Source organism: Streptomyces sp. NPDC001709, assembly GCF_053596375.1.
This window is the reverse complement of the sequence record NZ_JBSFGB010000072.1, coordinates 1-22,683: the sequence shown is the minus strand read 5'-3', so window position 1 is coordinate 22,683 and position 22,683 is coordinate 1. Positions and strand designations below refer to the sequence as shown.

The following is a 22,683-nucleotide window of genomic DNA, read 5'->3' as shown; positions in this document are numbered from 1 at the left end:
GATCGCTCCGTATGGGGGCCGGGTGTCGGTGGCGGCGGTGAACGGTCCGGCGGCGGTGGTCGTCGCGGGTGAACCCGGCGCGCTGGACGAGGTGCTGGCCGCCTGTGAGCGCGACGACGTCCGGGCGCGGCGGGTCGCAGTGGACTATGCGTCGCACTCGGCGCAGGTCGAGGCCATCGAGGCCGATCTGCTGGAGGCGCTCGCGCCGGTGGAGCCGTCGAGTGGCCGGGTGCCGTTCTACTCCACGGTGACCGGCGGGTTCATCGACACCGCCACGATGGACGCCGGGTACTGGTACACCAACCTGCGCAGCCAGGTCGGCTTCGAGCCCGCGATCCGCGCGCTCGTCGGCGACGGTGCGGGCTGCCTGCTGGAGATGTCCCCGCACCCGGTGCTGGGGGTGGCGATGGAGGAGACCGTCGCGGCCGTCGGCGCGGGCCGGGTCGGCGTGGCCGGCTCGCTGCGCCGGCACCAGGGCGGCATGCGGCGGTTCCTGCTCTCCCTCGCGGAGGCGCACCTCGCCGGGGTGAAGATCGACTGGGCCGTCTGCTTCGCCGGCTCCGGCGCCCGGCCGGGCCCGCTGCCCACCTACGCCTTCCAGCGCAAGCGGTACTGGCCGAGCGCGCGGCCGGTCACCGGTGACCCGGCCGTCTCCGGCCTCGGCCGTGTCGAGCACCCGATCCTGACGGCGAGCATGCGACTCGCCGACCGGGACGAGTGGGTGCTCACCGGCCGCCTGTCCCACGACGCCCAGCCCTGGCTCCGCGACCACGCGGCCTTCGGCCTCCCCGTCGCGCCCACCACGACGCTGGTCGAACTGGCGCTGGCCGCCGGCCGCGGGGTCGGGACGCCGCTGCTCGACGAGATGATGTTCGAGGCGCCGCTGCTGCTGTCCGACGGCGCGGCGCTGCAGATCCAGGCGATCGTCGGCGCTCCCGGAGCGGACGGCCGCCGTTCGGTGACGGTCCATTCGCGTCCGGACGGCGACCAGCGCGCCGAGTCGATGCGCCACTGCACGGGCTGGCTCGCGCCGGACACCGAGCCCGCCGCCGGCTGGGCGGGCCAGTGGCCGCCCGCCGACGCCGAGCCGGTGCCGGTGGACGGGCTGTACGCCGCACTGGCCGGGCTCGGCCTCGACTGCGGCCCGGCGCTGCACGGGGTGCGGGCGGTGTGGCGCTCCGGCGGCGAGGTGTACGCCGAGCTCGCGCTGCCCGAGGACATCGGCGCCGCGACCTTCGGTATCCACCCGGCCCTCTTCGAGGCCGCGCTGCACAGCGGGCAGGCGGGCTTCACCGACCAGGGCACGGCGAAGCTGCCGGTCTCCTGGTCCGGGGTGCGGCTGGCCGCGTCCGGCGCCACCGGGGGCCGCGCACGCGTCGTCGCCGACGCGGACACCCTGCGGCTCGACGTCTTCGACGCGGACGGCGCGCTCGTGCTCGGCGTGGACCGCGTCGCCTTCCAGGAGGTCGACCAGGCCCACCTGGAGGAGCTGCGCCGCGGCCAGAGTTCGCTGTACCGCGTCGACTGGGTTCCGGTTCCGGCCGGTGCGGCCACGCCGGTGCGGCTCGCCGCGCTCGGCGGGGCTGCCGGGGCGGTGACGGACCGGTACGCCGATCTGGGCGACCTCGACGCGGCCGTGGCCGGTGGCGCGGCGGCCCCGCAGGCCGTGCTCACGCTGATCGACACGTCCACCGGCGAGGATGATCCCTCGGCGGTGCGCGCCGCGGCCGACGAGGCCTCGGCACTGGTACGGCGCTGGGCGGAGCAGGAGCGGCCCGGTGACCCCGTGCTGGTCGTCGCGACGCGCCGGGCGGTGGCGGTCCGGGACGGGGAGGTCCCCGACCCGGCGCAGGCCGCGGCCTGGAGCGTGCTGGGGGCCGCGCAGTCCGAGCATCCCGGCCGGTTCCTCGTCGTGGACGTGGACACCCTCGACGGCGCGGCCGAGCCGGAGTGGGGCGCGCTGCTCGGTGCCGACGAACCCCAACTGGCCGTGCGCGCCGGGCAGTTCCTGGCGCCCCGGCTGGCTCCGGTCCCGGCGGGCCCCGCCGACCGGGACGCGGCCCGGGCGAGCGACGGCACGGTGCTGATCACCGGCGGCATGACCCCTCGGGGTGCCTCGCTGGCCAGGCACCTGGCCGCCCGCCACGGGGTCCGGGACCTGCTGCTGCTCGGCGAGCCCTGCGCCGCCGCGGACGGGTTGGTCGAGCAGCTGGCCGAACTCGGCGCCCGAGCCCGTGTCGAGGCGCCCGACCCCGACCGGCTGGCCACCGTGGTCGAGTCCCTGGACCGGCCGCTCACCGCGGTCGTCCACACCTCGGACGAGCCCGGAGGACTGGAACTGGCCTGGCGGCTGCACACGTTGACCGAGCGGTCCGGACTCTCCGCCTTCGTGGTGTTCGGCTCGTTCGCCTCCCTCGCCGGCGGCCCGGCCGAGGACCCGGCGGCCGACGCGGCCGGGCAAGCGCTGGTGCGGGCGCGCCGGGCGGCCGGCCTCGCGGGCACCGCGCTGGCGTGGGGCCCGTGGGAGTCGGACGCCGCGTCCCCGGGCACCGTCGAGCTGCCGGTCGAGCATGCCCTGCAGCTGTTCGACCAGGCCCTCACGGTGGACGCCGCGCTGGTGGCCCCCGTTCTGCCGGACCTCGCGACCCTGCGCACGCAGGCCCTGGAGCGGACCCTGCCGGCGCTGCTGCGCGGCCTGGTCCGCCTGCCCGCCCAGCGGGAGGCGAGCGGCGGGTCGCTGGCGCAGCGGCTGACGGGCGTCTCGGACGCGGACCGCGAACGGATCGTGCTCGAACTGGTCACGGCGCACGTCGCGGCCGTGCTCGGCCACACGGCCGACGACGGGATCGACGCCGAACGCAGGCTCAAGGAACTGGGCATGGACTCGATGAGCGCGGTCGCGCTGCGCAACCGGCTCGCGCAGGCCACCGGACTGCGGCTGCCCGTCTCGTTCGTCTTCGAGCACCCCACCCCGGCGCAGCTCGCCCGGCAACTGCTCAAGCAGTTCGGCTCCGGTGCGCCGGCCGCCGGTTCGCCCGAGCCCACCGCGGACACGATCAGCGTGCGGCTCCGGCAGGCCGCCGAGTCCGGAACCATGCCGGAGGCGCTGCGGCACCTGCTGTCCGCCGCGAGCGAGGGACCGGCCTTCGCGTCGGCCGCCGAACTGCCCGGCACCGACGGTCAGCTCGCGCAACTGGCCTCCGGACCCGGCCGGGTGAAGATCGTCTGCGTGCCGTCCTACGTGTACGTGGTCGGCTCCGGCCAGGAACAGTTCATGCGCCTGGCCGACCGCTTCGAGGGCGTGCGGGACGTCTACGTCTGCTCCCTGCCGGGCTTCGGGACCGGGCTGTCCCCGCGGTCCCGGGAGGTCGCCCTGGAGCTGCTGGAGGACGCGATCCGCGCGGCCGTCGGCGACGCGCCGTTCGTCCTGGCCGGCTACTCCATGGGCGGTGCCGTGGCGCGTTCGCTGGCCGGGCGACTGGAGTCCTCCGGCGCCGCGCTCGCCGGGGTCGCCCTGATCGACACGCTCGCGTTCGACGACGACGAGGACGGGGGCGGCCGCGCGTTCGCCGCCCTGCTGTCCGAGATCCTCACCCAGGAGCGGCGCGCGATCTCCATCGACGACGCGAGCTGGCTGTCCATGGGCGCCTACCTGCGTCTGTTCACCGGCCTGCGGCCGCAGGCCCTGTCCGCCAGGACCCTCATGATCCGGGCGGCCGAACCGCTCGGCGCCGCGGCACCGGGCGGCCCGCGGTGGGAGGACACCGACGACCACGTCGACGTCGTAGCCGACCACTTCGCCCTGATCGAGGCCGCCGCCGCGGACACCGCGGACGCGATCGAACGGTGGATCGAGCCATGAGCGGCGCCGGAGACACCACGCCAGAGCACGTGACCCAAGCGGCAACGAGACAAGGAAGCAACGAGAACATGGACCACTCCAGCAACGCTCACGACGCGACGGCCACGTCCGGGGGCACGTGCCCGGTCGCCCACTCCTCGCCGGCCCCGCGGGAGATCGTTCCCTCCACCGCGCTGCCGGTGGTGGACATGCCCCGGCTGAAGCAGGTGCTGAGCATCTGGGCCCGCCCGGAGCCGTATCTGAAGAACTGCCGCGCCAAGTACGGCAGCAGGTTCCGCGTCACGATCATCCCCGGCGTCCCGCTCTACGTGATATCGGCACCGGAGGACGTCAAGCAGATGTTCCTCGCGCCCCGGGACGTCCTGCACACCGGTTCCAGCAACACCCCCATCGAGAAGTGGACCGGCCAGAACGGCCTGGCCTGGCTGGACGAGCAGGAGCACACCGCCCGGCGGCGCAGCGTCATGCCGAGTTTCCGCGGTGACGCGCTGAAGCGGGTCCAGCAGGAGGTCGTCCGCCTCGCCAAGGACGAGGTCGCGTCCTGGCCGCGCGACCGGGCCGTGTCGGTCCACCCCTTCGCGCACCGCTACACCACCAAGGTGATCCTCGAGGTCCTCTTCGGCGAGCACCGTCCCTCCTGCGAGGCCGAGATGTTCGCGGAGGTGATGAAGATGCTGGAGTTCAACTCCCGCCCCAGCACGATGAAGCCGTTCCACATGCTGCCGTCCTGGAAGATGGCGTGGATGCGCCTGTTCCGGCCCAACGGCGTGAACGAGTTCCTGACCCGCCGCGAGCGGGTCCACCGGATGGTGGACGCGGCCATCGAGGAGCGCGAGCGGTCCGACGCGTCCGGCGACGACCTGCTGGGCGTGATGCTGGGCATCACCGACGCGGACGGCTCCACCCCGAGCCGGACCGAGATGCGCGACGAGATCATGACCCAGTTCCTGGCCGGCACGGAGACCACCGCCTCGGCCATCTGCTGGGCGCTGGAGTTCCTCACCCGGCACCCGCACGTCGTCGAGCGCCTGCGCACGGAGATCGAGGACGGGACGAGCGACGAGTACCTGACGGCGGTGGTGCACGAGGTGCTGCGGCTCGGCCCGCCGATCCAGCAGATCGTCCCCCGCGAGGTGGTCAAGCCGGTCGAGCTCGGCGGCGTGCGCTACGCGCCCGGCGACCGCCTGTGGGCCAGCGCCTACCTGCTCAACCGGGACGAGCACAACTACCCGCAGCCGGACGAGTTCCGGCCGGAGCGCTTCCTCGGCGTCAAGCCCGCCTCGCACACCTGGATCCCGTTCGGCGGGGGCCACACCCGGTGCCTGGGCGACCGGATCGCGCTGATGGAGCTGAAGGCCACGCTGACCGAGATCCTGACGACCTGCGACGTCGAACGCGCCGACGCCGCGCCGGAGTCCGCGCACAGCCGCACGGTCGTCAACATCCCGCGCAACGGTGCCCGCATGGTGTTCCGCCCGCGCAGGGTGAAGACCGGGGCGGCCACGGCCTGAGACGGGGTCGGCCACGAGAAATGGAGAGTTGATGAGGCTGCCGAACACCGCGTTCACCGAACGGCCGTGGCGGATCCATGAGTTCGTCAAGGACTTCGAGGTCGAGGACGTATGGGACCTGGCCACCCCGGGAGGACCCGACGACCTGCCCCTCCTGGTCGAGCAGTTCAGCGGCGACGGCAGGGACTTCGACCCGTCGCCTGCGTACAAGGCGCTGTTCGCGATCCGCTGGAGACTCGGCGCCCTCCTCAAGTGGGACGGAGCGGAGCACGGCGTCGGCCCGCGCAACCCCTCCCTGCGGGACCGGCTGCCGGACGACCTGCGTGAGGGCACGCGCGGCCCGGACCTGAGGACGGTACCGATGAAGTCGGTCTACCAGACCTCCGAGGAGTGGGTGACCGAGGTCGTCAACAAGACGGTGCACGCGGTGATGCACATCGGCTGGGTGGACGACGGCAACGGCAGGCACCACGCCCAGATGGCCGTGCTGGTGAAGAAGAAGGGCATGCTGGGGAAGGTCTACATGCCCGTCATCCTGCCCTTCCGGCGCGTCTTCGTGACGCCGTCCCTGGTCAGGACGATCGGCCGCGGCTGGAAGGCGCGTACGGCCGGCTGAGGCCGGGGCGCCTTACCGATATCGGCCCGCTGAGGCCGGGGCGTTCCCGGATTCCCGGCGGGCCGGGGGCAGAGCCCGCACCCCCCTGATGGTCGGCGCGGACACCGCGTCGGCCATCAGGGCTGCCCTGGAACGGGCGCGGGCAGGCCGCGGCCCGCCGCACGCGGCTCGCGCCCGGCACGGAAATTCGCCGAATGTGAGGCCGCGAAAGTGTATCTGCGGGCGTCGTTCACGGATCGTGCAGTGCAGCCGAAGGGGTAGAGAGGGCTGGAGCTCTATGGGCGTGAACGAGTTCGGGGAAGGGCTCACCTTGAGGGACGGGATGGATCAGGGCGTGGACCGGAATGCCGTCGCCGTCGTCGGAATGTCGTGCCGGGTCCCGGGCGCCGAGGACGTGCGTGCCTTCTGGAAGCTGCTCCGGGAGGGCGAACACGCGATAACGGACGCCCCCGCCGACCGGTGGCCCACGGACATCGCCGAACTGGCGCGCCACCCGCAGGGCGGCTTCGTCGACCGCGTCGCCGACTTCGACGCGGGCTTCTTCGGCATCTCCCCGCGCGAGGCCGCGGTGATGGACCCGCGCCAGCGCATGGTCCTCGAACTGAGCTGGCAGGCCCTGGAAGACGCCTTCCTGCCGCCGGAGAGCCTGCGTGGCAGCGCCACCGCGGTGTTCCTGGGCGCCACCGGGGACGACTACGCCTCCCTGGTGCACCGGCACGGCGGCGAGGCGCTGTCCCACCACTCCATCGCCGGACTCGGCCGGGGCCTGATCGCGGGCCGGGTCTCGCACCAACTGGGCCTGCACGGGCCGAGCCTGACCGTGGACACCGCGCAGTCGTCCTCGCTCGTCGCGGTGCACATGGCCTGCGAAACCCTGCGCTCGGGAACCGCGCGGCTGGCGCTGGCCGGCGGCGTCCACCTGAACCTCGTACCGGAGAGCACGATCGCCTTCGCCCGCTCCGGGGCGCTGTCGCCGGACTGCCGCAGCTACACCTTCGACGCCCGCGCCAACGGTTTCGTACGTGGCGAGGGCGCGGGCGTGGTCGTGCTCAAGCGCCTGGCCGACGCGCTCGCGGACGGCGATACCGTGTACTGCGTGCTGCTCGGCGGTGCCGTCAACCACGACGGCCCCGGCGCACTGACCGTCCCCAACGCCGAGGCGCAGAGCGCCCTGCTGGCCGAGGCCTGCCGCGCCGCCCGCGTGGCCCCCGCCCAGGTCCGCTACGTCGAACTGCACGGCACCGGCACCCGAGCGGGCGACCCGGTCGAGGCGAGCGCCCTGGCCGGTGTGTTCGGCGAGGGCCGCGACGCCGCCGAGCCGCTGCTGGTCGGCTCGGTGAAGACCAACATCGGCCACCTCGACGCGGCCGCGGGCGTCCTGGGCCTGATCAAGGTCGGCCTGTCGATGCGGCACGGGCTGCTGCCCGCCAGCCTCAACTACGAGACACCGAACCCGGACATCCCCCTCCAGGAGTGGAAGCTGCGGGTCAACGCCGCCGCCACGCCGTGGCCCGACGGCCCCCGGCTGGCCGGCGTCAGCTCCTTCGGCATCGGCGGCACCAACTGCCACCTCGTCGTCGCCGCCCCCGAACCCCGGCCCGAGCCGCGGCCGGCGGCCGAGCCCGCGCCGCCCGGCCCCCCGGTCCCGGTGACCCTGTCCGCGCGCACCCCGAAGGCCCTGCGGGCCCAGGCCCGCCGGCTGCACGACCGGGTGCAGGGCGACACCGGCCTGCACCCCCTGGACGTCGGCTTCTCCACCGCGACCACCCGGTCCGCGCTGAAGCGCCGGGGCGTCGTGCTCGCCGCCGACCGCGAGGAACTGCTCGACGGCCTCGCCGCGCTGGCGGAGGGCCGGCCGTCGGCGCGGGTCGTCACCGGCACCGCCGCCGAGAGCGCCGGCACGGTCTGGGTGTTCTCCGGCCAGGGCGCGCACTGGGTCGGCATGGCCCAGGGGCTGTGGGACACGGACGAGGTGTTCGCCGCCCGCATGGACGAGTGCGAACGCCTGCTGCGGCAGTTCGCCGGCTGGTCGCTGCGGGACGTGCTCGGCGACGAGACCGCCCTGAAGCGGATGGACGTCGTACAGCCCGCGCTGTTCGCGGTCATGGTCTCGCTGGCCGAGGTGTGGCGCGCGGCGGGCGTGCGGCCCGACGCGGTCATCGGCCACTCCCAGGGCGAGATCGCCGCCGCGACCGCGGCGGGCATCCTCTCCCTGGCCGACGGCGTGCGGCTGATCGTCGCCCGCGCCCGGATCATCACCGAGAAGCTGTCCGGGCGCGGCCTGATGGCCGTCCTGGACCTGCCCGCCGACCAGGTCGACCAGACCCGCGTCTCGGTCGGGGCGGTGAACTCGCCCGGCACCGTGGTGATCTCCGGCGACCCCGACGCCGTCCGCGCGGCCGTCGCCGACTGCGAGGCCCGGGGCAGCCGCGCCCGGATCGTCCCGGTCGACTACGCCTCCCACTGCGACCACGTGGAAGCGATCCGGGACGAAGTGCTCGACGGCGTCGCGGGCGCCGAAACCACCGACACCGGCGTGGCGTTCTACTCGACCGTCGTCGCCGGACGGGTCGACCCGGCCACCCTGGACGCCGAGTACTGGTACCGGAACCTGCGCGAGCCGGTGCGCTTCGCCGACACCGTGCAGGCGCTGACCGACGCCGGATACGGCGTGTTCGTGGAGGTCAGCCCGCACCCGGTGCTGGCGATGCACATCGCCGCCACGGCCGGCTCCGCCGTCGTACAGCCCACGCTGCGCCGCAACGAGGATGAGAGCCACCGCCTGCTGCTGTCCATGGCCGAGCTGTACAGCCGGGGCGTCGACCTCGACTGGCGGGGCCGGTTCGCCGGAGCCCGGCGCGTGCCGCTGCCGGCCTACGCCTTCCAGCGCGAGACCTACTGGGTCGACGGGGCGGCCGTCGTGGCACCCGCCCCGCGACCGGCCCCCACCGCCGCGGCGCCCGGGGACGTCCCCGCGGCCGCGGGGACGTCCGAGCGGGAGCTGTGGACGCTGGTGCGCGGTGAGGCGGCGGTGCTGCTCGGGCACGCCGACACCGCGCGGATCGGGGCGGACCAGACCTTCAAGGAACTCGGCTTCGACTCGGTGACGGCGGTACAGCTGCGCGACCGGCTGGGCGCCGCGACCGGCCTGCAGCTGCCCGCCTCCACGGCCTACGACCACCCGACCCCCGCCGCTCTGGTGCGGCACCTGCGCGAGCGGTTCGCCGGTACGGGCGAGGACCGGGCCGGTGCGGCATCCGCCCCCGTCACCGCCCCCTTCGTCGCCGCCGACGAGCCGATCGCGATCGTCGGCATGAGCTGCCGGCTGCCCGGCGGGGTCGCCACCCCCGAGGACCTGTGGCGCCTGGTCGCCGACGGCGTCGACGCGATCGGCGGCTTCCCACAGGACCGGGGCTGGCAGGTCGACGTGGACGCGGACTTCGTCCCCGCCGGCGGCTTCCTGGACGGCGCGACGGACTTCGACGCCGGCTTCTTCCGGATCAGCCCGCGTGAGGCCCTCGCCATGGACCCGCAGCAGCGGCTCGCCCTGGAAGCCGTGTGGGAGGCGCTGGAGCACGCCGGCCAGGACCCGGCACAGCTGCGCCGCACCGGCACCGCGGTGTTCATGGGGGCCATGGCCCAGGACTACCTGCCGCGCCTGCAGGACGTCACCGGCAACCTCGCGGGCCACGCGCTGACCGGCGGTTCCGGCAGCGTCGTCTCCGGACGGATCGCCTACAGCCTCGGCTTGGAGGGACCGGCCGTCACCGTCGACACGGCCTGCTCCTCCTCGCTGGTCGCCCTGCACCTGGCCGCCCAGTCGCTGCGGTCCGGTGACTGCTCCCTCGCCCTCGCGGGCGGTGTCACCGTCATGTCCACCCCGGGCATGTTCGTCGAGTTCGCCCGGCAGGGCGGACTGGCCGCCGACGGCCGCTGCAAGGCGTTCTCCGACGCCGCCGACGGCACCGGCTGGTCCGAGGGCGTCGGGGTGCTGGTACTGGAGCGGCTGTGCGACGCCCGCCGCAACGGCCGCCGGGTGCTGGGCGTGCTGCGCGGCAGCGCCATCAACCAGGACGGCGAGAGCAACGGCCTCACCGCGCCCAACGGCCCCTCCCAGGAACGGGTGATCCGCCAGGCCCTCGCCTCGGCGGGCCTGTCGCCGGCCGAGGTCGACGCGGTGGAGGCACACGGCACCGGCACCAGCCTCGGCGACCCGATCGAGGCGCAGGCACTGCTGTCCGTCTACGGCCAGGACCGCGAGGACCCGCTGTGGCTGGGGTCGCTGAAGTCCAACATCGGACACACCCAGGCCGCCGCGGGCGTCGCCGGGGTGATCAAGATGATCATGTCGATGCGTGCGGAGGCGCTGCCCAGGACCCTGCACGCCGAGCAGCCCTCCAGCCGGGTCGACTGGTCCTCGGGCGCCGTACTGCTGCTGGCCGAACAGCGCGACTGGCCGCGGGCGGACCGGCCCCGGCGCGCCGGTGTCTCCTCGTTCGGGATCAGCGGCACCAACGCGCACGTGATCATCGAGCAGGGCGACCCCGTCGAACCCGCCGTCCCCTCGGCCGCGAGGCCCCGGGGCGAGACGGTGTGGCCGGTGTCGGCGCACAGCGCCAAGGCACTGGCCCGGCAGGCGGGCAAACTGGCCGGCGCGCTCACCGCAGATACCGCCGCACACCCGGCCGACGTGGCCCTGTCCCTGGCCACCCGGCGCTCGGCCTTCGACCACCGCGCCGTGGTCATCGGGTCGGACCGGGCGGAACTCCTCGCCGGACTCGACGCGTTGGCCCGGGGACAGCGGGACTCGGGTGTGGTCACCGGGCACGCGGCGGCGCCGCCCGGCGTCGGCGTCCTCTTCTCCGGGCAGGGCAGCCAGCGCCTGGGCATGAGCCGGGAACTGATCGCGGCCTTCCCCGCGTTCGCCGAGGCCTGGCGCGAGGTCTGCGCGGAACTCGACCCCCTGCTGGAGCACCCCGTCGACGCCGCCGTCTCGGCCGAACCCGGGTCCGGGACGGCCCGGCTGCTCGACGAGACGGCGACGACCCAGCCCGCGCTGTTCGCCTTCGAGGTGGCTGCCTACCGGCTCCTGACGTCCCTCGGCGTCGAACCCGCCGTACTCGTCGGGCACTCCATCGGCGAACTGGCCGCCGCGCACGTGGCGGGCGTGTTCTCGCTGCCCGACGCGGCCCGGCTGGTCGCCGCCCGCGGACGCCTGATGGGGGCGCTGCCGCGCGGCGGTGCCATGGTCGCCGTCCAGGCGAGCGAGGACGAGGTCAGGGCCGCGCTGGCCGGACACGAGGACGCCGCCTCCATCGCCGCCGTGAACGGCCCCGCCGCGGTCGTCGTCTCCGGCGAGGAGCAGGTCGTCACCGCGGTCGCCGGGACCCTGGCCGCCGACGGGCGCAAGACGACCCGGCTGCGCGTCTCGCACGCCTTCCACTCGCCGCTGATGGACCCCATGCTCGACGAGTTCCGGCGCGTCGCCGAGTCGGTCACCTACGCGCCCGCACGCATCGCGGTCGTCTCCAACGTCTCCGGCGCCCTCGCCGGACCGGGCGAGCTGGAGCGGCCCGAGTACTGGGTGCGCCACGTGCGGGAGGCCGTGCGCTTCGCCGACGGGGTCGCCGCCGCCGTGACCGCCGGCGCCGGGGTGCTGGTCGAGGTGGGCCCCGACGGCGTCCTGTCCGCCACGGCCGCCGACACCCTCGCCGACACCGACGTGACGGCGATACCCCTGGCCCGCAAGGGCCGTTCCGAGACCCGTTCGGCGGCCGAGGCCCTGGCCCGCCTGCACGTCGCCGGCGTTCCCGTCGACTGGCGGGCCTACCTGGACGCCGTCGGCGTCGTCGGCAGGCCGGTCGACCTGCCCACCTACGCCTTCGACCACCAGCGCTACTGGGCGCAGCAGACCCAGCCGCGCGCCGACGCCACGGGCGCCGGTCTCGAACCCGTCGGGCATCCCTTCCTGTCCGCCGCCACCGAGCTGGCCGTGGGCGACCAGACGGTGTTCAGCGGACGGATCGACCTCGATGCCGAGCCCTGGCTCGCCGACCACGCCGTCTTCGGCACCTCCGTGTTCCCCGGCGCGGCCCTGACCGACCTGGCGCTGCGCGCGATCGAGGGCACCGGCTGCCGAGCCGTCGAGGAACTGATCCTCCACGAGCCCCTGGCCTTCACCGGCGGTGCCGTGCGGGTACAGGTCGTGCTCGGCGCGGCGGAACCCTCAGGCCGGCGCCCCGTCGGGGTGTACTCGCGTCCCGCGTCCGGCGCCGCCGGAACCTGGACCCGGCACGCCGCCGGGCACGTCGTCCCGCAGGCTCCCGCACCTGCCGCCCCCGCCGAGGCGTGGCCGCCGCGGGACGCCGCCGCGGTGGACGTGGCCGCCTTCTACACGGAGCTGGGCGAGCGCGGCTACGGATACGGCCCGGCGTTCCAGGGGCTGCGCGCGCTGTGGCGGCTCGGCGACGCGGTCTACGGCGAGGTCGAGCTGCCCGAGCGGGTACCGCACGCCAAGGGCGGATTCGCCGCGCACCCGGCCCTGTTCGACGCCGCTCTGCACCCGGTGCTGTCGCTGATGGTGCCGGACGACCCGGCGCAGGCCGTGCTGCCCTACTCGTTCTCCGGCGTCGCCCGCCACGCGCACGCCGAAGGCCGGCTGCGGGTCCGCGCCGCCCGGATCAGCGAGAGCGAGGTGTCGCTGTCGATCACGACGTGCGACGGTGCGCCCGTACTGACCGTCGAGTCCCTAGCCCTGATGCCGGCCTCGGCGGACCAGCTCTCCCGGGGCTCCCTGGCCGACTCGCTGTTCGCCGTGCAGTGGGCGCCGGTGGAGCCGGGCCCGCAGCGGCCGGCCGGCCCCGCCGACATCGTGCACGTCGCGGCGGACGGGTACGGTGACGCTCCCGCGGCGGCGCGGGCCGCGACCCGCGCCGCGCTGGAGCTGGTGCAGCGGCGGCTGGGCGACCACCACGACCGCCCGCTGGTCGTCGTGACCAGGAACGCCGTGGCGGCCCTCCCCGGGGAGACACCCGATCCGGCCCTCGCCGCGGTGTGGGGACTGGTGCGCTCCGCGGAGGTCGAGCACCCCGACCAGTTCGTGCTCGTGGACACCGACGGCGGCGAGGAGTCGCTGCGCGCGCTCGAAACCCTGGACACGACCCTGCCCGAGCTGGCGATCCGCCAGGGCAGGGCGTACGCACCGCACCTGGTCCCGCAGCCCGCCCCGGCCGCCGCGCCGCAGGCCTGGGACCCGGACGGAACGGTCCTGCTCACCGGCGCGACCGGCGGTCTGGGCGCCTTGCTCGCCCGCCATCTCGTCGTCGAGCAGGGCGTGCGCAACCTGTTGCTCCTCAGCCGCTCCGGCGCGGCAGAACTGGCCGCCGACCTGGCCGAGCTGGGCGCGAACGTCACCCAGGCGGCCTGCGACGTCTCCGACGCCGGGGCACTGGCCGAGCAGCTCGCGCGGATTCCGCGGGACGCGCCGCTCACCGCGGTCGTGCACATGGCCGGCGTGCTCGACGACACCACCGTGGAACTGATGACCCCGGAGCGGATCGACCGCGTCTTCGCGCCCAAGGCCGACGCCGCATGGCACCTGCACGAACTCACCAAGGACATGGGGCTGTCGGCCTTCGTGCTGTACTCCTCCGTGGTCGGCGTGATCGGCAACGCGGGCCAGGCGAACTACGCGGCGGCCAACGCCTTCCTCAACGCACTGGCCGAGCACCGGACCGTGGCGGGACTGCCCGCGCTCTCGCTGGCCTGGGGCCCGTGGGAGACCGGTATGGCGAGCACGCTCGGCGAGGCCGACCTGGCGCGCTTCCGGCGCCATGGCATGGAACCGCTGACGGCGGAGCGGGGCATGGCCCTGTTCGACGCCGCGCTCGCCGTGGACCGGACGCTGCAGTTGCCCGTGCAGGTCGATCGGGGCGCCCTGGGACGGAACAGTGTGCCCGCGCTGCTGCGCACCCTGGTCCGGCCCGCTCCCGCTCCCGCGTCCTCGACGGGGGCCGTCCCCGCCGAGGAGAGCGGGGAGTCCGCCATGGCGCGCAAGCTGGCCGGCCTCCCGTCGCAGGAGCAGCGCGAGGAACTGGTGGCCCTCCTGCTGGACACCGCCGCCGTGGTACTGGGCTACGCGTCCGCCGACGACATCGACGCCGACATGACGTTCCAGGAAATCGGTTTCGACTCCCTCAGCGGAGTCGAGTTCCGCAACCAGGTCAAGAAAGACACCGGAGTCCATGTCCCGGCAACGGTGATCTACAACTATCCGACGCCCGCCGCGCTCGCGGAACGCGTGCGCGAACTGCTCTTTCCCGCCCCGGAGACGGAGGACGGGACCGGCGGCCCGCCGGACGACGCGAGCGACGCACCCGACGAGGCCGACGCGCTGGACGAGATCGACGAACTCGACATCGAGGCCCTCGTACAGCGAGCGATTTCCGAATGAGAACGTCCGTGCCCCCTGCGCCGGACCTGGAAGTGGTGGAGAGATGAAGCCGGAAGACCTGAAGGCCGTGCGCACATTCGTCAAGGAGTGTGTCGACGGCCGGCACACGGAGCTGGACGCCCTCGACGACAAACCGTCGGACGTCTACGAGAGGTTCCGGGAGACCGGACTGGCCAACTGGTGGCTGCCGCGGGAGCTCGGCGGGCGGGGCCTCGGCCTCGAGGACAGCGTCGAGATCGTCAACGAGATCTCCTACGGCGACGCCGGGGTGGCCTTCACGCTCTTCATCTCCGTACTCGGCACCAGCATCGTGCAGCTGTACGGCTCCGAGGAACTCAAGGCCCGTCATCTCGCGCCCATGGCCGCCCGGGGCTCGTTCTGCGCGACGCTGGGCAGCGAACGGGCCGCGGGCAGCGAACTCGCCAAGATCGACACGGTGGTCGCGACGGACGGGGACGAACTCGTCGTCACCGGCGAGAAGTTCTTCTCGACCAACACCGACTTCGCCGACTTCCTCGTCGTCATCGCCCGCTCGGCCGAGGATCCCGAGGCCTACCACGCCGTGCTGATCCCGCGCGACACCCCAGGCGTCGAGGTCGTCAAACGCTGGGACGTCATCGGCCTGCGCGCCTCGCACACCTACCAGGTCAGCCTGAAGAACTGCCGCGTCCCCGCCGCGAACCGCCTCGACGGCTCCGGCCTCAGGCTGCTGGAGATCGGCCTCAACGCCAGCCGCATCCTGATCGCCGCCACCGCGATCGGGATCGCCCGCCGGATCCGCGACCACTGCATGACCTACGCCAAGAGCAAGCCCTTCCGCGACGGCACCCTGCTGGAGAGCCCCGTGTTCGCACAGCGGCTCGGGCAGATGGAGATGCAGATCGACGTCATGAAGAGCCACTGCCTGCGCGCCGCCCGCGACTACGACGCGATCATGGCCGACCCCGGCGCCGCCGCGCTCTTCCACCGCCAGGGCACCCTCAAGTCGGCCCTGACCGCCAAGATGTTCTGCGGCCAGGCCGGCTGGGAGGTGGCGAGCGCGGGCTCCGAGATGTTCGGCGGGCTCGGCTACACCCATGAACTGCCCATCGGCAAGCTGATGCGCGACATCCGCTACGTCTCCCTCGTCGAAGGCGGCGACGACGTCCTGCGCGAACTCCTCTTCGGCCGCTACGTCATTCCCGTGCCCCGCCGCTCCTAGAAGGCTCACGAAGACCTCGACCTGAAACAGCAACGGACGCACAGCTGAAACTTCAGGTACGTCACACTGGTTGGGGCGGGCAGCTGCTTGACGGAATTTCCACGATCGGGTGACACTGCTGATGCTTTTGGCGTCCCTCGTTGCGTCAGTGCAAAAATGGAGAGTTTCATGTCGTTGGAACAACCCGCCCTCCCGTTATCACGAAGCGCCACCGAGGTAAGCCAAAGCGATTTACCGGCGGTTCTCGGTGGATTCGATCTCAGCGATCAGGACCGGTTCGGAGACGGATTCCCACACGAGGTCTTCGCCCGCCTCCGCCAGGAAGCACCCATCCTGCTGCACCCGCCCGGCCGCACCCGCGACGGTGAGAACTTCTGGGTCCTCTCCCGCTACGCCGACGTGGTCGAGGCCGCCGCCCACCCGCTGCTGTCCTCCCAGGGCGGCGGCGACCGCGAGGGCGGCGGCACCCACCTCGACGACCTGCCCGTCGGCACCTACTCCGGCGCGATGCTGAACATGATGGACGACCCGCGGCACCGGCTGCTGCGCGAACTCGTCACCCCCTCGGTCACCGGCCCGGTACTGGACGCGCTGACCCCCGCCATCACCGAACGCGCCGAAGCGATCATCTCCGAGGTCGTGGAGCAGGGCTCCTGCGACTTCCAGAACGACGTCGCCGGCCGGTTCTCCGTCGAGGTCATGGCCGCGCTGATGGGCGTGCCGCGCGCGGACTGGCCGCAGTTCGTCGACTGGACCGAGGTGGTGATGGGCTACGAGGACCGCGACTCCGGCGAGTCCTCCTCGCGCAGCCAGGCAGCCCTGCTGGCCATGTACCAGTACGGCGTCAAGCTGATCGCCGAGAAGCGGGCCGACCCGGCGCAGGACTTCCTGTCCGTGATCGCCGCCGGTGACCTGCCGGACGGCCACGGCGAGCCGCCGCTGGGCGAGTACGAGCGCGAGGTGTTCGTCAACCTGCTCACCCTGGCCGGCAGCGAGCCGACCCGTAACGTGATCGCGGTGGGCCTGCTCGCCCTCGCCGAGCGCCCCGACCAGTGGCAGGCGCTGCGCGCGGACCGCTCCCTGCTGGACAGCGCCATCGAGGAGATGATGCGCTGGTCCACGCCGACGCCGTACAACCGGCGGACGGCCACCGAGGACTTCACGTTCCGCGATGCGCGGTTCCGCCGCGGCGACAAGGTGACGCTGTGGTGGTCGTCGGCCAACCGCGACGAGAGCGTGTTCGCCGACGCCATGAACTTCGACGTGCGCCGCGACCCCAACCCGCACGTGGCCTTCGGCCGGGGGCCGCACAGCTGCCTCGCGGTGGACCTGGCCCGTATCGAACTGCGCACGCTGTTCGGCGTGTTGCTCGACCGGGTCGCCGAGGTGCGGCTGACCGGTCCCGTGCCCTGGGCCAACAACAGCAAGCACACGGTGGCGCTGAGAGTGCCGGTGGAGTTCGTCCGGGCCTGAGCGGTCCGGTGTCCCGCTGCTCGCGGCAGGAGCCTTGAAGGTGGTCACGGTGTGGTGACCACGTGCCCGCAGCGGACCGGCGCCCGAGGCCGGTCCGCACTCGATCCGGAACGCCGCCGGCCCGGCGCCGGCACGGGCCAGGCCGACGGCATGCCCGCCGCCCGAACGCGCCGGCTGCCCACGACCAGACGCCCCGGCCTGCCCGCAGTGCCCTGAAAGCCGTCCACCCGGAGTGCCCGCGTGTCCTCGCCCATGAGCCGATGCGGAGGGGAAAGCCCGCGGGGGTGCGGAGGGGAGGGCCCGCGTGGGTGTGGAGGGGGGAGTCACGCGTGGGTCTTGAGGGGGAAGCGCGCGTGGGTGTGGAGGGGGAGGCCCGCGTGGGTGTGGAGGGGGAGGCCCGCGTGGGTGTAGAGGGGGCAACGCGCCTGGGAGTGGAGGGGGAAATCCGGGTGGGTGCGGAGGGGAAGGCCCGCGTGGGTGTGGAGGGGGAGTCACGCGTCGGCGTTGAGGGGAAGGCCCGCGTCGGTGTGGAGGGGGAGTCACGCGTCGGTGTGGAGGGGTCGGCCCGCGTGGGCGTTGAGGGGAAGGCCCGCGCCGGTGTCGAGGGGAAAGTCCGCGTGGGTGTGGAGGGGGAGTCACGCGTGGGCGTTCAGGGGCAAGCTCGCGTGGGCGTTGAGGGGGAAGCCCGCGTGGGTGTCGGCGGGGAGTCACACGTGGGTGTCGGGTGGGAGTCACGCGTGGGTGTCGAAGGGGAAGCGCGCGGGGGTGACCGAGTGGGTCGGGTCACGGGCCAAGAACCCGTTGCGATCGTCGGTCTGGCGTGCCGGCTGCCGGGGGCCGCGAACCCCGGCGAGTTCTGGCAGTTGCTGCGCGACGGGCGGGACGCGCTCGGCGAGCCCGGCCCGCGGCGCTGCCATCCGGATGGCCCGGCCGTGCCCGTGCTGCCCTCCGGTGAGCCGGTGCGGGCGGGATTCCTGGACCAGGTCGACTCGTTCGACGCGGGATTCTTCGGTATCTCGCCGGGTGAGGCGGCGGTGCTGGACCCGCAGCAGCGGCTGGTGCTGGAGCTGGCCTGGGAGGCCTTCGAGGACGCCGGGATCATCCCGGGCGACGGCGACGGCGGCAGTGCGGACGGCACGGGCGTGTTCGTCGGCGCCACCTACGACGACTACGCCGCGCTGCGCGGCACGCGGCTGAGCCCGCACTCGGCCACCGGACGCAACCGGGCGATGATCGCCAACCGGGTGTCGTACGCGCTGGGGCTGCGCGGGCCGAGCCTGGTCGTGGACAGTGCGCAGTCCTCCGCGCTGGTCGCGGTGCACCTGGCCTGCCGGGCGCTGGCGGCCGGGGAGTGCGCGGTGGCGCTGGCCGGCGGTGTCCAGCTGAACATCGCCCAGGACGGCTACGACGTCACCCGGGCGCTGGGCGCGATCTCGCCGGACGGACGCTGCTACACCTTCGACGAGCGGGCCGACGGGTTCGTGCGCGGCGAGGGCGGCGCGGTGCTGGTGCTCAAGCCGCTGTCGGCGGCGCTGGCCGACGGGGACACCGTGCACGCGGTGATCCGGGGCAGCGCCACCAACAACGACGGCGGCGGCGACGCGCTGACCGCCCCGCGCCCGGAGGCGCAGGCGGAGGTGCTGCGGCTGGCCTGCGCGGCGGCCGGGGTGTCCCCGGCCGAGCTGAGCTATGTGGAACTGCACGGCACCGGAACGCCGTTGGGCGACCCGGTGGAGGCCGCGGCGCTGGGCATGGTGGCGCGGCGCGACCGCGAGCGGCCGCTGCTGGTCGGCTCGGTGAAGACGAACATCGGGCACCTGGAGGGCGCGGCCGGGATCGCCGGCCTGGTCAAGACGGTCCTGTCCCTGTCGCGCCGGGAACTGGTGCCCAGCCTGAACTTCCGCACCCCGAATCCGCGGATCCCGCTGGCGGAGCTGGGGTTGCGGGTGGTCACCGGGACCGGTCCCTGGCCCGCCGTTCAGGGCCCGCTGCTGGCCGGGGTGAGCTCGTTCGGCATGGGCGGGGCCAACTGCCACGTGGTGCTGGCCGAGCCGCCCGCTCCCGGCCCGGCGCCGGACCGCGACGCCGGGCGGTACGACGGCCCGGTGCTGGTGCCGTTGTCCGCGCGGACCCCGGCCGCGCTGGCCGAACTGGCCGGACTGCTGGGCGAGTCGGCGTCGGCGTCCCCGGTGGACCTGGCCTACTCCCTGGCCACCACGCGCAGCCGGCTGGAGCGGCGGGCGGTGCTGGTCGCCGAGTCGGCCGAGGAGGTGCCCGGCCTGCTTCGGGCGCTGGCCGGGGACACGGCGAACGCGCGGGTGGTGCACGGTACGGCCGTCGACGGACGGACGGTGTTCCTGTTCGCCGGCCAGGGCAACCAGCGGCCGGGGATGGGCCGGGACATCTACCGGCGCCACCCGGTGTTCGCCGCGGCGGTGCACGAGATCTGCGAGCGGATGCGCCCGCACCTGCCCCGGCCGCTGCTGGAGGTGATGTTCGCCGAGGAGGGTTCGGCGGACGCCGCGCTGCTGGACGAATCGGCGTACACGCAGCCCGCGTTGTTCGCCGTCCAGGTCGGGCTGTTCCGGCTGGTGGAGAGCTGGGGGATCACCCCGGACGCCGTACTCGGCCACTCCTTCGGCGAGCTGGCAGCCCTGCACGTCGCCGGGGCGATGTCACTGGCCGACGCCTGCGCGCTGGTGGCCACCCGAGGCCGGCTCATGCACGAGATCCCGCCCGGCGGGGCGATGGTGCTGGTGGAGGCGTCCGAGGCGGAGCTGCTGGGGGACGTCGAGGCATCCGGCGGGCTGGTGTCCATCGCCGCGCTCAACAGCCCGGCCGCCACGGTGATCTCGGGCGACGAGGACGCCACGCTGGCGATCGCGGGCCGCTGGTCCGACAGGGGCAGGCGCACCCGGCGGATCCAGGTCCCGATGGCCAGCCACTCGCCGCATGTGGACGGCATCCTGGACGGGATGCGCGCGGCCGCGGCCCGGATCGACTGGCGGCGGCCGGCCCTGCCCGTCCTGTCCTCGCTGACCGGCGCCGAGCTGGACGCGACCGGGCTGGACTGGCCGGAGTTCTGGGCGCGGCACACCCGTGACACGGTCCGGTTCGCCGACGCGATCGGCGCGGCCTGTGCGGGCGGTGCGCGCACGTTCCTGGAGCTGGGTCCGGACGGCACGCTGTGCGCGATGGGCCCGGGCAGCGCGCCGCAGGACGTGGCGTTCGTCTCCGCGATGGCCGGCGGGGAGCGCCCGGACCTGAGGTCGCTGCTCACCGCGGTGGCCCGGGTGCACGCGCGGGGTGTGCCGGTGGACTGGACGCGGTTCTACGCCGGCTCCGGGGCACGGCGGATCCCGTTGCCCACCTACCCGTTCCAGCGGCGGCGGCACTGGATCGCCGGGGTGACGGCCACCGGCGGCGCGTCGCCCGCCGTGCCGGCCGAGCCGCCGGCCGGGGCGCCGGCGCGGCCGGTCTCGCGGCTCGCCGGGCTGCCCGCGGCCGAGCGGGAGCAGGCCGTGCGCACACTGGTGCGGGCCGAGGTGGCCGCGGCGCTGGAGCTGGAATCGGCCGAGGAACTGGACGTACGCCGCCCCTTCAAGGACCTGGGTTTCGGTTCGCTGATGACGGTGGAGCTGGGGCAGCGGCTGGCCGAGGTGACCGGGTTACGGCTGCCCGCCACGGTCGTACTGGACCATCCGACCCCGCAGCGGATCGCCGGGCACCTGATCGCCGAGCTGGCCGCCGGGGCGCCGGTGAACCCCGCGCCCGCGGTGGCGGCGCCCACCGCCGAGCCCATCGCGATCGTCGGGATGGCCTGCCGGTTCCCCGGCGGGGTCGGCTCACCGGAGGACCTGTGGCGGCTGGTGGCCACCGGCGGCGACGCGATCGGCGATTTCCCCACCGACCGCGGCTGGGACCTGGACGGGTTGTTCGACGCGGATCCGGACCGGCCGGGCCGCAGCTACGCGCGCACCGGCGGCTTCCTGTACGGGGCGGCCGAGTTCGACGCCGGGCTGTTCGGTATCTCGCCGCGCGAGGCGCTGGCCATGGACCCGCAGCAGCGGCTGCTGCTGGAGACCTCCTGGGAGGCCCTGGAACGCGCCGGGATCGACCCGCTGTCCCTGCGGGACAGCATGACCGGGGTGTTCGCCGGCGTGATGGCGCAGGACTACGGCCCGCGGATGCACGAGGGCGCCGCCGGTCTGGACGGCTATGTGCTGACCGGTACCACGGCCAGCGTCGCCTCCGGCCGGATCGCCTACAGCCTGGGACTGCGGGGCCCGGCGGTCACCGTGGACACGGCGTGCTCCTCCTCGCTGGTGGCGGTGCACCTGGCGGCTCAGGCGCTGCGCGCGGGGGAGTGCTCGCTCGCGTTGGCCGGCGGCGTGACGGTGATGTCCACGCCGGGCATCTTCGTGGAGTTCTCCCGGCAGCGCGGGCTCGCACCGGACGGGCGGTGCAAGTCGTTCGCGGCGGCGGCCGACGGCACCGGCTGGGCGGAGGGCGCCGGGCAGCTGGTGCTGGAGCGGCTGTCCGACGCGCGCGCCAACGGCCACCCGGTGCTGGCGGTACTGCGTGGCTCGGCGGTGAACCAGGACGGCGCGTCCAACGGGCTGACCGCGCCGAACGGTCCCGCACAGGAGCGGGTGATCCGGTCCGCGCTGGCCGCCGCCGGTCTGGCCACCTCCGACGTGGACCTGGTGGAGGCGCACGGTACGGGCACCACGCTGGGCGACCCGATCGAGGCGCAGGCACTGCTGGCCACCTACGGCCAGGGCCGCGCCGGTGAGCCGCTGTGGCTGGGGTCGCTGAAGTCCAACATCGGTCACACCCAGGCCGCGGCCGGGGTCGCCGGGGTGATCAAGGTCGTACAGGCGCTGCGGCACGGGCAGTTGCCGGGCACGCTGCACGTGGACGAGCCCTCGCCCTACGTCGACTGGGCATCCGGCGGGGTACGGCTGCTCACCGAGGCGCGGCCCTGGCCGGAGCACGACCGGCCGCGCCGGGCCGGGGTGTCCTCGTTCGGGATCAGCGGCACCAACGCACACGTGATCGTCGAGCAGGCACCCGAGGCGGCGGCGGAACCCGCGCCGGAACCGGACGCGGTGCAGCCGTCCGGTGCGGTGCGGGTGGTGGTGTCCGCTCCGGTGCCGGTGGTGGTGTCCGGGCAGACCGCGGCCGCGTTGCGGGCACAGGCGGACCGGCTGGCCGCCCACCTGGAGAGCAACCCCGGGCTGACCCTGGAGGACCTCGCGCGCGCGGCCGCCACCACCCGGGCCGGCCTGGAGCACCGCGCCGTGCTCACCGCCACCGACCGCGCCGACCTGGTACGGGGCCTGCACACCCTGGCCGCCGGCGAGGAGACGCCCGGCCTGGTGCGCGGGACGGCCGACGTGGACGGTCGCACGGTGTTCGTGTTCCCCGGTCAGGGTGCGCAGTGGGCGGGGATGGCGGTGGAACTGCTGGGGTCCTCGCCGGTGTTCGCGGCGCGGATGGCCGAGTGCGCTTCGGCGCTGGGCGAGTTCGTGGAGTGGTCGCTGCTGGGTGTGCTGCGGGGTGAGG

7 protein-coding genes are annotated in these 22,683 nt (G+C 74.1%); all 7 read left to right on the top strand.

What is annotated here, in order from left to right; all coding sequences use genetic code 11:
* The coding region (locus ACWC0C_RS45625) for an alpha/beta fold hydrolase (protein ID WP_450870893.1) at positions 1-3,862 on the top strand (3,862 nt) is incomplete at its 5' end.
* A gap of 68 nt (positions 3,863-3,930) precedes the next feature.
* Complete coding sequence (locus ACWC0C_RS45620) at positions 3,931-5,373, top strand: cytochrome P450 (RefSeq protein ID WP_450870891.1); 1,443 nt, start codon at positions 3,931-3,933, stop codon at positions 5,371-5,373.
* A gap of 31 nt (positions 5,374-5,404) precedes the next feature.
* Positions 5,405-5,989 carry a DUF2867 domain-containing protein gene (locus ACWC0C_RS45615; protein ID WP_449201759.1) on the top strand — a complete coding sequence of 195 codons (585 nt, stop codon included), beginning with the start codon at positions 5,405-5,407 and terminating at the stop codon, positions 5,987-5,989.
* A gap of 334 nt (positions 5,990-6,323) precedes the next feature.
* Positions 6,324-14,441 (top strand): type I polyketide synthase, encoded by an 8,118-nt coding sequence (locus tag ACWC0C_RS45610; protein ID WP_450870890.1) that lies wholly within the window; start codon positions 6,324-6,326, stop codon positions 14,439-14,441.
* A 43-nt stretch (positions 14,442-14,484) separates the two neighbouring features.
* The gene (locus tag ACWC0C_RS45605) at positions 14,485-15,642 is read left to right on the top strand and encodes an acyl-CoA dehydrogenase family protein (protein WP_450870889.1); all 1,158 of its coding nucleotides are present in this window, start codon (positions 14,485-14,487) and stop codon (positions 15,640-15,642) included.
* A gap of 168 nt (positions 15,643-15,810) precedes the next feature.
* On the top strand, positions 15,811-17,115 hold the full coding sequence (locus ACWC0C_RS45600) for a cytochrome P450 (RefSeq protein WP_450870887.1): 1,305 nt from the start codon (positions 15,811-15,813) through the stop codon (positions 17,113-17,115).
* A gap of 773 nt (positions 17,116-17,888) precedes the next feature.
* Positions 17,889-22,683: beta-ketoacyl synthase N-terminal-like domain-containing protein (locus ACWC0C_RS45595; protein WP_450870886.1), on the top strand; the 4,795-nt coding region annotated here is incomplete at its 3' end.

Coding starts and splice junctions, on each gene's coding strand:
- ACWC0C_RS45620 (WP_450870891.1), top strand. CDS start 3,931: ATGGACCACTCCAGCAACGCTCACGACGCGACGGCCACGTCCGGGGGC.
- ACWC0C_RS45615 (WP_449201759.1), top strand. CDS start 5,405: ATGAGGCTGCCGAACACCGCGTTCACCGAACGGCCGTGGCGGATCCAT.
- ACWC0C_RS45605 (WP_450870889.1), top strand. CDS start 14,485: ATGAAGCCGGAAGACCTGAAGGCCGTGCGCACATTCGTCAAGGAGTGT.
- ACWC0C_RS45600 (WP_450870887.1), top strand. CDS start 15,811: ATGTCGTTGGAACAACCCGCCCTCCCGTTATCACGAAGCGCCACCGAG.